Genomic DNA, 12309 nt, shown 5'->3' on the forward strand with positions numbered 1-12309 from the left:
TAACACTCATTTTATCATATAACTTTGCATTTTCAAGCGTCATAACTACTAATATATTTGACAGAAATACGCGATTTCTGTATATTATGACATGATGAATGCATAAAAAATTCTAGGAAAAAATAGTGATGCAAAGGGATAATACCATTGCTGCAACGAGAATAATTGCGATAAATCCTGCGAAATATTTTTTCCCTTTTGAATTTTTAAAATTAATCATTTCATTCACCTCATATTTATTTTTATACTACTATACTTTCGAAAGGAGCAAACTATGTTTCCTATCATACTCATATGCTTTATCATTTTTGTTGTTTTTCTAAACTCCAGAAAGCGTCAGATTACCAAACAGGAACAGGAAATTACCGAGCAGTTCTGGGCCCGTGAAAATAAAGCCAACGCCACCCGCCGCCGCAGTCTTGATAACCTTCCTTATATTACTATTCCGGAAGAACTGCTGACTCCCCCGGCACAGGCATCTGAAGATGTCCTCACCCTTTATGAAACACTTCGTCAGCTGTCTGCTAAAAAAATCGTTAATCTGAATGGCAAAACCAATACCGATTTAAAATTAGCTTACGGTGCTGCCAGCCTTGCAGCTCTGACCGAGTTTGATGAAAATTATAATACTTTAATCTGTACCATTGCAAAACTTGGCAAACTGCTCTGCGACCAGTCTGAAGCAAAAGCCGCCATCGATATTCTGCTCTTTGGCATCCGCTGCGGAAGCGATATTACAGATAATTATACGTTGTTAGTTCCTCTTTTAAAAGAAACAAACGACTGCAGTTCACTGACCGAAGTATATCAGAAGCTTGCCACACTGCCGGAAGGCTCCAGAAAACGTATCAAAGAAAAACTTTCCTAATCTTTCGTGCATCTTCCATACTGTGAAATCAACTTATCCATAAGACGCGATGCTTCGCTTCTGGTCAGTTGTTCCCAGACAATGTCAAGTTCTATTTTATGATAATCCGCCAGTTCCTTCAAGTGAATTTTTTGAATTTTCGTTGCAGGAGTCTGGCGTTTTGTTTTATAAATCAAATCTTTCGGTTCAAATACTTCCGGATTTGTTTCTCCATATGTCTTTTGTAAATACTGATAAAGTTCATGGGTTGCCAGTGCATCATAGATTGCCCGGTGCTCCCGCTCCCGCTCAATATCAAGGTAATCGCAGAGACATTCCAAAGACTTTTTTTCCGGACGCAGCATACATTTGCGTGCTGCTTTCAACGTATCTACTGCTTTTTTTTCAAACGGCACTTTCTCATTGACTGCCTGCTGCTTTAAGAAGCTGTAGTCAAATATGATATTGTGTCCCACCAGAATATCATCTCCGATAAATTCTGCTGTCTTATGAAATGCTGCTGCCGGACTTAAGCCTTCCTTTACCATCTCATCGGTAATTCCGGTAAGTTCTGTTATTTCCTGCGTAATTTTCCTGCCGGGATTCACCAAAATGTCCATGGTATCCGTCACTTCGCCATTTCTTATTTTTGCTGCTCCCACCTCAAGGATGGCATCATTTTTCGGATGAAGCCCCGTCATTTCAAGGTCAATTACTGTATAATCCTGTGGTATCATTTCCGCTTATCCTCTGCTTTACACAAATCCTGTAAGAAACATTCGCTGCACTTTGGTCCTCTTGCAAAACAGATATTTCTTCCGAATGTTATAATCTGGATGTTATATAAAATCCAGTGATCCTTCGGTAATACTTTCATCAGATCATATTCTACTTTTACCGGATCATCCTCTTTTGTAAATCCAAGGCGTTTGGAAATACGTTTTACATGGGTATCTACTACGATACTTGGGTCATGGTAAATATTTCCCCGGATGACATTTGCAGTCTTTCGTCCAACTCCTGCAAGGGAAGTAAGTTCTTCCAATGTAGACGGAACTTCTCCATGATATTCCTGAACCAGCGTCCTCGCACAGGATATGATATTCTTCGCCTTATTGTGATAAAATCCGGTGGAACGGATGTCCTCCTCTAATTCCGCCAGATCTGCATTGGCAAATTTCTCTAAGGTGTCATATTTTTTAAACAATGTTTCTGTCACAATATTTACCCTGGCATCGGTACACTGCGCACTTAAGATTACTGCTATCAGAAGCTGCCAAGGTGTCTCGTGATTCAGATAACAGATGTATTCGGTACCATAGGTTTCATCTAATCTTTTTAATATTTCTGCCGTCCTTTTTGTCACTTTGTCTCTCCCTCCCACTGAATTATCGTAACTTCCGCCTGATTCGTCAGAGGATTTCTGTTTTCATAATCAAATTTCAGATAGTATGGTTCGCATTTTCTGCCAAATGCATCTTCTTCGAAGCTATAGTCAAAGCACTCGATATGTGCAAGGCTTCCCTTCGGGCAATATGCCCTTGTCACATCTTTCCACTGCGCATAATCCTTTGCCCATTTTGGACGGCTCTTGGCATTTTCCCTGCTGTAAATATCATAAGTTGCCGCCTGATAGAACACTTCCATATCAGCCACCCCAAGGCTTTCTACATATTCTAAGAGAATCTCGCTTCGCCGCATTCTGGTATGGCTCATGGCAAGGTAGCCATGTTCCTCATAGAAATGTCCCAGATTTTCAAACATATGATAAGCACTTTCGTGTATCGTCTCTAGCAGCCGGATGCTCACCGGAAACTGTGTGCTGTTATAATATACCTCAAGCATTTCTTCCGCCAGCTTTATGTTACAGATATCTTCATAGGAAAGCCACTTCGTCCGAAGCACCTCATAAGGTGGTTTTGCCCGGTATACTGCCTCATACTCTTTTGCATGTTCATACATATAAGAGCCTTTTAAAACCTTTAAGAAACCAAGCTGCAGCTGCTCCGGTTTCCATTCATAAATATCATCAAAGGAATGGGTAAATGTTTCATAATCTTCAAAAGGCAGTCCTGCGATTAAATCCAGATGCTGATGAATGTTTCCTGCCTTCTGGACTTTTTTCATCATCTGGTGCACATCTTTTAAATCCATATGGCGGTGGATTTCCCGGATTGTTTCATCATGGGTGGACTGTACCCCGATTTCCAACTGTATCAGGCCCGGACGCATCTTTGCAATTAAGTCTGCTTCCTCATCCGTCAGCAAATCCGCTGCAATTTCAAAATGAAAATTCGTGATTCCATTATCATGTTCTAAAATATACTGCCAGATTGCCATGGCATGCTTTTTGTCACAATTAAAAGTACGGTCAACAAATTTAACCTGTTTTACCTTCTGGTCTAAGAAAAACTGTAACTCTCTTTTTACGATTTCCACATCCCGGAACCGGAGTATCTTCTCTACCGAGGACAGGCAATAGCTGCAACGGAACGGACAGCCCCTGCTGGATTCATAATAGATAATCCGGTGGGAAAAATTCTCCGACAAATCATAGCAGAAGGGAATCGTATTCATATCAAGAATTTCCTGCGACTCATGAATCTGCACATTTCCAGCTCCATCAAAAAGGGCTATGCCCTTCATCTCCTCCAAACTGCCTTCTCCCTTCACATAATACCTGCAAAGCTCCGAGAAAGTTTTCTCCCCTTCGCCGATTATGACACCGGTAATAAACGGATGCTCTTTTAAGAACGCCTCCACTTCATAGGAAACCTCCGGGCCTCCTACCCAGATTGGAACCTTGGGACAAAGTTTATGAAATTCCTCTGCCACTTCTAAAATAATGGAAATGTTCCAGATATAGCAGGAAAAGCAGATTACATCTGGCTTTTTCAGATAAATCTCCCTTAAAATATATTCTGTCCGGTTATTAATGGTGTATTCTGCCAGTACTATATTTTCTTTTAATTCTCTGGCATATGCCCGCAGGCTGTAAACCGCAAGATTCGAATGAATATACTTTGCATTTACTGCCGTGAGTAATATTTTCTTCATGATTTCTTCCTCTTTTATTTCTATTCTGGGAAATTCATATTGGCAACATATCGTTCCTCAAAGTCCGCCTGTTCTGCAAGATTGATTGATTCACATTTTTTTATCATTTCTTCCGTGCGGCTCCTGTTTTCTTCCGAGCTTCCATAGGCGATACAGCCCTGCAGAGATGTATTTCCGACTGCTTTTGTACACTTCTCTAATTCCGCCGGAAGCAGTCCAATGCCTGCTGCTATATGCACATCCAAATATACTCCAAAGCCTCCTGCCAAATATACTTTTTTTATCTCTCCCATGGAAATGCCGGCATGCTCTAACAGTAATTCGATTCCGCTGTGAATTGCCGCTTTAGCAAGCTGCACCTCTCTGATATCCTGCTGGGTAAAAGTAATCTGTTTTCCATCCTTCATCCGTGCCAGAGGAAAGCCTTCTTCCCTGTATTTTTCCTTCATCTGGCCGGATGCATCTATGATATGATTTTCATAAAGTCCTGCTACCAGCTCTAACACGCCGGTTCCACAGATTCCCGTTGCTGGTGTGTTTCCAATCGTTCCAATAATTGTCCGCTCTCCAATGACACGCACCTTGCTGATTGCTCCAGTCACACTGGCAACACCGCATGAAATATTTCCACCTTCTAATGCCGGTCCTGCCGGTGCAGAAGTGGCAATCATCTTATCCCCTAATGCCAGCACCATTTCTCCATTGGTTCCCAAATCCAGAAGCAGGGAAGGTCTTTCTTCTTCATCCATCCCGCACGCCAGCATGCCAGCTGCAATATCTGCGCCCACAAATGCTGAAATTCCAGGCAGTAACGTCACCGGTATGTTCGAAAGGCTGTCCTTTCGTTCTGCAAGACTGACCGGAGTAAATGGTGCCTTACCAAGTCCCTCACAGGAATCTCCCATATAAAGATGTTCCATGGTGGTATTTCCTGCAATATAAATATGCTCAATTACAATGTCTTTCTGTTTCTTCTGTATCTCTTCTGACAGGTTTAAAATATCCTGCCGGATTAATGTCTTTAATTTTTCACCCGTTCCCGCTACAGATGCCTTAATTCTGCTTAATACATCCTGTCCAAATATACGCTGGCTGTTGCCGCAGCCTGCTGTAGCAAGCACTGCTCCTGTTTCCTTCTCTACCAGCGCTGCAGCTATGGTGGTAGTCCCGATATCTACTGCAAGGAAAGTTTTTCTCGTTTGTCCTTTTGCCTCCCGTGCTCTGCCTTCTGTTATATTTATTTTTTCTACTCCTGCAATCTGGGTTAATTCTTCTCTTCCCTCTCCCCAGCCAAAGGCGGAAATTATAATATCTTCTTCCGGTTTCGGATAGAGTTTACAGGAATTCACCCATGCACCGTCTATCTCTACTTTACATTTCCCACAGGTGCCGTTTCCACCACATGCCATAGGAACCTTATAATCTTTCCGAAGCAGTGCCTGTGCGATGCTTTCTCTCGGCTGCATAATAATGTCCTGATGTAGTTGTCCAATTCGAAGTTTCAGCATTGTGGTCACTGCCTCCTTTCCTTGTGGCTATTATACCCCCCGCCCTTGCTACTTAACAAGGGGAAAATACAAATACCGCCGGCAGCTGTGCTCCCAACGCAGCTGCCGGCGGTATTTTCACGCCCTTATATTTATAATATAAACCTTATTATTACATCTACTCCGCCAACCAGAAGAAGAATTCCTCCAATCAGATATACCTTTGTCTTCTGTTCATAGCCGAAATGATATCCAACATAAGCACCACCGACTACACAGACAACAGTAAGTATGATTCCAACCAGTATTAATGACAGTAGGCTTGTTCCCAGAAAGCCAAATGCTGCTCCGGTCAGGAATGTATAAAATGATGTTACAGCACAAATCCGTACGAATTTATGTACGCCAAGGTTCTCTTCCCGGCGTTCATCAATCCGGTCATTCTTCCAGGCTTTAATCAAAAGCCGGATTCCCAGACACAGGAATACTGCCACTGAAATCACTTCACCTAATATAACCTGTGATTCTTTAATATCATATTTACACAGGAGGTCGGCTCCAAGATTTCCAAGATATAAAACAATTACCTGCCATACGGATACCAGTAATGTCACCAGCACAAGCTGTTTGGTACGAATCTTAGCTAACATTGCTCCCTGACATTCTACTGAAGCAAATACATCCATGGAAAGTCCGCATACAATTATTAATGTTTCTATCCAGTTCATCTTCCGTCCTCCTTTCTCTTAAAATTATTATACTTAATCCTCTGCCTTAATGGAAGCAGTTTCCCAAATAAATTTTACATTTCCTTTGACACCATCTGCTGTTCTGGTAAATGTGTTATATTCATTTCCGGCATCCAGCACTGCATCTACTTTATCCAAGAGCTCTTTCAAATCTCCGTTGTAAGCATCCGCAAGTTTCTCAATTGCCTGCTCATCAAACTGTGCCATTCCATCTGCCAGTGTCTCAGAGCCATCCTCTAACTGGTCTACACCATTTATCAGAAGGTCTGTTGCACTCTTCAAAGAAGTCATTCCTGCATTCAGTTTGTCATTATTTGCAACTAAGGTATTTGCTCCGTCTGCCAGCTGTTTTGCACCATTGGTCAAATCTGTAATTCCCTGTGAAAGTGCGCCATTTACAGAGCTGTCTAATGTATTAACACCTGCTACAATTCCATCGTCACCATTCAGGCCTGCATCTAAGGATGCTGCTCCAGTCTTTAAGGTTGCAAGCTGTGTATCATCAAACTGTGCAAGTCCTGCCTGTACCTGAGCCAGTGCCTGTGCACCACCTGTAGTTCCAAGCTTGGTTGCAACTGCTGAAATATTCTGTAACTGGGCTGCATAAGCTGTGCTTAAGCTATTGAAATCAACCGCACTGCCTGCCTGGGTAGTTACTGCTAAAAGTGTTGCATTGGTTGTATCATCCAGCATATAAATATTAGCATCTGCATTAACCGCCTGTAATCCGCCACCGGTTGCTGCTACTACCTGTGAATAGGCACCGTTTAATGTACTTCCCGGGGTCTGTAACTGCTGTAATACTGCAAGATAATTTACTGCTGCACTGGTATAATCAGTCAATGCGGAAGTAAATGCTGCCTGTGCATCTGCTGAAGATGCATAAGCATCCATTCCTGCAAGACTGCCATTTACAGTAGATTTCAAGGTTCCGATTCCATCTACCAGCTGGGCAACTCCACCATTAATCTGTGTTGCACCGGCTCCTGCCTGCTGCACACCAGTCTTTAATGCAGATACACCACTTGTCAGTGCCGGAGCACTTTCTGCAAGCTTTGCAATGCCGGAGTTTAAGGTATTTGCACCATCTGCTACTGCAGATGCACCAGAAGTATAATCTTTCACACCAGACTGTGCTGTTCCAACACCAGCTTTAAATTCTCCAAGACTGCTCTGTAATGTTTTCAGTCCGTCGGATAACTCGCTGCTGCCATCTACCAACTGGTCAGATGCATCAGTCATCTCATCTATTGTATCGGATAATACAGATAAGTCAATATCTCCATTTACATTCATTTCAGAAAGAAGGTTGCTGGATGCCATGGATACTGTCATGTCCAGTGAGAAATCTTCTACATCTGCAGTTACTTCTACATAATCCGGGAACTGGACATCATCACCAAGGTCAGCATCATCAATACCAAGGCTTTCTTTTAAACCTGGCATTGTGATTCCTACCACAATATTGTTTTTTCCATCAGAAATTACTTTTCCATTGGTAACTTCTACATTCGTGAAGTTATCATTTAATACCATTCCGGTTACAACAGAGAACGGAACATAGACATCTGTGGATTTGCCATCGATAGTCTTTGTTGTCTTCTCATTATTGGTAAATTCAAAACGCATGGTAACTTTTCCGCTCTTTCCGGCTAAATCCTTTGGAGCAATTTCTTTTCCATCCAGATAGTAAGTAATTTTCTGGGTAATCGGAGCTTCTTTATCCGTAGTACCCTGATAGAAGATATCATTTCCCTGTGCATCCCAGGTTACTTTATCTCCATCCTGTTTGAAGGTCTCATCGCCTTTTACATTCTTGATATCCTTTAAATCAGATGCGTCCTCCAAAGTATCTGCATTCTCTTTATTCTTTAACCAGTCGCTTACGATGGTTTTATTTACGGTACCATCTGCATCTGCAATCATATATACTGTTTCATCTTTTCCGGTTTCTTCTGTTTCCTTATCGGAATTCAGAAGATTTCCCAGCTGGTCTTTTAATTCCGATTTGGTTTCTTCTGCGTCTGCATTTTCTGCATCTGTATCCTCCGTAGAAGCTTCTTTCTCAGTAGTCTCCTCTGATACGCTTTCGGTAGATGGCTTTGCTGCATTTACCTGCCATACGCCATAACTGGTTCCAAGCATTGCCACCATCAGCACACCTGCGATTACACGAATCGCATATTTATTTTTGAATTTATTCTTTAATTCTGAAAATTTCATTGTTATGTCCTCCTTCTTAATCTATACCGTTTTGTTCTTGTTGCGGAAACCAGCACTGGTTACGCAGATTACTTTATCAAATATCATAAACAATGAAGGTAGTACAAAGATTACAACCAACATACTAATCAGTGCACCTCTTGCCATCAATGTACATAAGGAACTAATCATATCGATATCAGAATAAAGTCCTACACCAAAGGTTGCTGCGAAGAAACTTAATGCGGATACGATAATGGACTGGATGGAGCTCTGCAAGGCACTTGTAATTGCTTCCTTCTTCCCGGCTCCCTTATATCTTGCTTTTTTATATTTATTGGTCATCAGGATTGCATAGTCAACCGTTGCACCCAGCTGAATGGTTCCGATTACGATGGATGCGATAAACGGAAGCTGTGTACCGGTGTATGCCGGAATACCCATGTTGATAAAGATTGCAAAGTAAATTGCAGCTACCAGGATAATCGGCAGTGATATAGATTTAAATACAACTGCGATGATTACGAAAATTGCTCCGATAGATACTGCACTTACGACTTTGAAGTCATGGTCTGTCGTGGTAATCAGATCCTGCGTACATGGTGCTTCACCAATTAACATGCCATTTTCATCATAGTTCTTAATAATGCCGCTGATGGCATCACACTGTGCATTTACTTCATCTGATGCTACTTTATACTCGGAAGTAATCAGCAGCAGTTCATAATTTTCATTTTCCAGCTCGCCACGGATAGAATCCGGGATGACATCTCTTGGAATTGCCGGTCCGACGATTGCATCCAGACCAAGTGTTGCCTTTACACCATCCACATCATCGATTTCATCAATCATCTTCGATATGGTCTTTGGCTCTAAGCTGCTGTCTACTAAAACAATGTGGGTAGCACCCATATCAAAATTTTCTTCCAGCTTGTTATTTGCTGCAATACTTTCCAGTGAATCCGGCAATGTACCAGCCAGATCATAATATACGTTCGTATTGTTATAACCCCAGATTGCAGGCCCTAAGATTACCAGGAATAAAATAATGAATATGTAATAATGGCTGGTAATCCAGTTTGCAATATTTCCAAGGTCCGGCAGAATAACACGGTGTTTGGTTTTCTCAATTGCCTTATCAAATACCAGAATCAGGGATGGAAGGATGGTTACGCAGGCAATTACACCAAAGATAACACCCTTAGCCATTACCACACCAAGGTCAAGTCCCAGGGTAAAGCTCATGAAGCATAATGCAATAAATCCGGCTACTGTAGTAATGGAACTTCCGACTACAGAAGTAATGGTATTTGAAATTGCATGTGCCATGGCACGATTCTTATCTCCCGGGAATCGTTCCTGATTCTCCTGATAACTGTGCCACAGGAAAATGGAGTAGTCCATGGTAACACCAAGCTGTAAGACTGCCGCCAATGCCTGCGTTACATAGGAAATTTCTCCTTTTATTACGTTACTTCCCAGATTATATACGATTGCCATTCCGATACTTAATAAGAAGAACAACGGAATGATTGCGGAATCCATTGTCAGGGAAAGTACCAGAACAGATAACAATACTGCAATCAATACATAAAACGGAACCTCTTTGTTGGTCAGATCCTTAATGTCTGTTACAACTGCTGACATACCACTTAAGTAACACTGTTTTGTTGTGATTCCACGAATCTCTTCAATGGCATCCATTGTCTCATCTGCTGACATGGAAGTATCAAACAAAACCGCCATCAGCGTACTGTCCGATTCATCATTGTTGAATATGTCATAAATCTCATCCGGCAAAACATCCATTGGTACGGATAAGTCTGCCAGTGAATCATACCAGATAACAGATTTTACATGGTCTACATCTGCAATCTGTTCCCGAAGGGTGGAGATATCTTTATCTTCCATACCTTCAATGACACATAGGGAAAATGCTCCTGTACCGAACTCATCTACCAGAATATCCTGTCCTTTCATGGACTCTAATTCATCTGGCAGATAGGAAAGGATATCATAGTTAACCCTTGTGTTAAAGTAACCAAATGCTGCTGGAATCAGTAAAGCAAAACTGATAATGAGTATCAGGACTCTGTGCTTTACGACGCCCTTTCCAAATTTAATCATCTCTTTACCATCTCTTTCTTTTTCATGTTTTTCTAGGTAAGAGTATAAAAAAAAAGACTGCATCCGAACATATGCAATCTTTTTTGGCTGTATCAATCCAATATACAAATTGTAGAATCTGTAACAGTTGCTATACATATCTGCCAATTTGTATATTAATTATCGCCTATAATATCTGCGATAGAATTGCGAATCATATAATTATAAATATCCGACATCTCTTTTGCAGGCATAGACATTCCACTTTTTATCCAGGTAATTACCAGAAAACATAAGGACTGGGCATGATACCGGGCAATCCGCTCTTTTGTAAGCCATGGCGACGGAATCTTCTTATCCAGATTCTTCTCTTCCAATACTTCTATCAATGTTCCCGTAATACATTCCTTTACAATATCTTCAAAAGAATTCTGTCCCTCTAAGCGGCTTGCTTTGGTATAGAAATCTTTTTCTTTTTCAATACCAGCAAATATAATAATTAACGCCTGATCAATCATTCCATTCTGAATCAACGGCTTTACCGGCTCTAATAATTCAGTCCGGATAATCCACTCTAACAGTTCATACTTATCCTGAAAATGATTATAAAAAGTCGGACGGATAACTCCCGCTTTATCAGTTATCTCCTTGATTGTAATCTTTTCTATAGGTTGCTTGATTGTCAGCTCTTTTAGGCTCTCCGCAAGCAGTGTATCGATTGCGTTCCTTCCCTGATTCGTCATAACTTCCTCTCATCTTCCTATCAAACAGCCGTCTAAACGACCAGTCGCACTATGGTGATACTTCTTGCTTCCTTATCATTCTTAAGGTCTATGATTTCTCCTGTATCACAGACTTTTACAATGGGGCGAAGCACAAATCCCTGATAATTATGCTTTACTACTGCCATTCTGCCATCAGAAAGTTCCACTTCACAGCCTGCCGGATAGACAGCCACCCAGCGTAAAAATACTTCCACCAGCTTCGGATCAAACTCCGAACCGTTCATTGCCATTATATATTCAATGACATCTGCCGGCGGCATCGGATCACGGTATGGCCGTTTTGAAATCATGGCATCATACACATCTGCCAGTTTGATAATTCTTCCATAAATACTAATTTCATCACCGGATTTTCGCATCGGATAACCTTCGCCATTATAGCATTCATGATGTTCTAATACGCCAAGATATACTTCCGGTGCAAAATCAAAATTATCCCTCAGGAACTCATATCCTAACTTCGGATGCTGTAATACGATTCTTCTTTCTTCCTCGGTCAGTGCACGACGTGCATTTAATATATCTATCTCTAAGAATTTCTTTCCAATATCATGAAGTAACGCAGCGGTAGTAAGAATGCGGAGCTCATACTCATCCATTCCATAATGTGCTCCGATTACTGCGGATAAAATTCCCACATTTACAGAATGAAAATAAGTATAATCATCATAATTCTTAAGGCTCATCATGTTATACATTACTTCTTCATTTTCCAGAAGACTGTCCACCACCTGCATGACAGCTTCCCGGATCTGCCATTCCTGTTCACTGACATCTTCCTCTTCCATGCGGTCAACAAACAGATGATGTACTATTTCCAGGCTCTTTGAGTGAATAGACGGCTTAATTACTTCGGCAATCTCTATTTCTTCGGAAAACTTATCATCAATATAAAGACCCGGATAACCCATCTTATCCAGATTCTCTATCTGTTCCTGATTCAAAATCTGATGTCTGCCTAAAAGCATGACTCCCTGACCGTCTAATATGTCCTGAGCCAGTGCCATTCCGGCTTCCACCCTTTTTATTGGTAGATAACGCATCTAAATTGCTCCTCTTTGTCTTTTGTTACCCCA

The 12309-nt window shown here is 41.4% G+C and carries 10 protein-coding genes; 1 reads left to right on the forward strand and 9 read right to left on the reverse strand.

The features are described 5' to 3' along the window. Nucleotides 1-274 precede the first annotated feature (274 nt). Nucleotides 275-868: a hypothetical protein gene (locus DWX65_RS04260; protein WP_117841646.1), complete on the forward strand. Its 594-nt coding sequence runs from the start codon at nucleotides 275-277 to the stop codon at nucleotides 866-868. Here DWX65_RS04260 and DWX65_RS04265 read toward each other — a convergent pair. From DWX65_RS04265 to DWX65_RS04305, 9 genes are all read right to left on the reverse strand, one after another. Further along, nucleotides 865-1584: a 3'-5' exonuclease gene (locus tag DWX65_RS04265; protein ID WP_118172865.1), complete on the reverse strand. Its 720-nt coding sequence runs from the start codon at nucleotides 1582-1584 to the stop codon at nucleotides 865-867. The genes DWX65_RS04260 and DWX65_RS04265 overlap by 4 nt on opposite strands. Next, on the reverse strand, nucleotides 1581-2213 hold the full coding sequence (gene nth / locus DWX65_RS04270; RefSeq protein ID WP_117696597.1) for an endonuclease III: 633 nt from the start codon (nucleotides 2211-2213) through the stop codon (nucleotides 1581-1583). The genes DWX65_RS04265 and nth overlap by 4 nt, the downstream gene beginning before the upstream one ends. Next, nucleotides 2210-3904 (reverse strand): B12-binding domain-containing radical SAM protein, encoded by a 1695-nt coding sequence (locus DWX65_RS04275; RefSeq protein WP_118172866.1) that lies wholly within the window; start codon nucleotides 3902-3904, stop codon nucleotides 2210-2212. The genes nth and DWX65_RS04275 overlap by 4 nt, the downstream gene beginning before the upstream one ends. Nucleotides 3905-3924: 20 nt before the next feature. Further along, nucleotides 3925-5412: an ASKHA domain-containing protein gene (locus tag DWX65_RS04280; protein WP_118172867.1), complete on the reverse strand. Its 1488-nt coding sequence runs from the start codon at nucleotides 5410-5412 to the stop codon at nucleotides 3925-3927. A 131-nt stretch (nucleotides 5413-5543) separates the two neighbouring features. Next, on the reverse strand, nucleotides 5544-6119 hold the full coding sequence (locus DWX65_RS04285; protein ID WP_117947120.1) for a manganese efflux pump MntP: 576 nt from the start codon (nucleotides 6117-6119) through the stop codon (nucleotides 5544-5546). 33 nt (nucleotides 6120-6152) lie between these two features. Then, on the reverse strand, nucleotides 6153-8363 hold the full coding sequence (locus DWX65_RS04290) for a hypothetical protein (RefSeq protein ID WP_118057085.1): 2211 nt from the start codon (nucleotides 8361-8363) through the stop codon (nucleotides 6153-6155). 21 nt (nucleotides 8364-8384) lie between these two features. Next, entirely contained in the window at nucleotides 8385-10469 is a 2085-nt protein-coding gene (locus DWX65_RS04295; RefSeq protein WP_117696583.1) for an efflux RND transporter permease subunit, read from the reverse strand. Nucleotides 10470-10624: 155 nt separating this feature from the next. Then, the gene (locus DWX65_RS04300) at nucleotides 10625-11191 is read right to left on the reverse strand and encodes a TetR/AcrR family transcriptional regulator C-terminal domain-containing protein (protein WP_022242980.1); all 567 of its coding nucleotides are present in this window, start codon (nucleotides 11189-11191) and stop codon (nucleotides 10625-10627) included. Between the two features lie 32 nt (nucleotides 11192-11223). Further along, entirely contained in the window at nucleotides 11224-12276 is a 1053-nt protein-coding gene (locus tag DWX65_RS04305; RefSeq protein ID WP_117841640.1) for an HD-GYP domain-containing protein, read from the reverse strand. Between the last annotated feature and the right edge of the window lie 33 nt (nucleotides 12277-12309).

It is taken from the genome of Roseburia sp. AF20-18LB (genome assembly GCF_003461185.1).
Classification (GTDB): domain Bacteria; phylum Bacillota; class Clostridia; order Lachnospirales; family Lachnospiraceae; genus Roseburia_C; species Roseburia_C amylophila.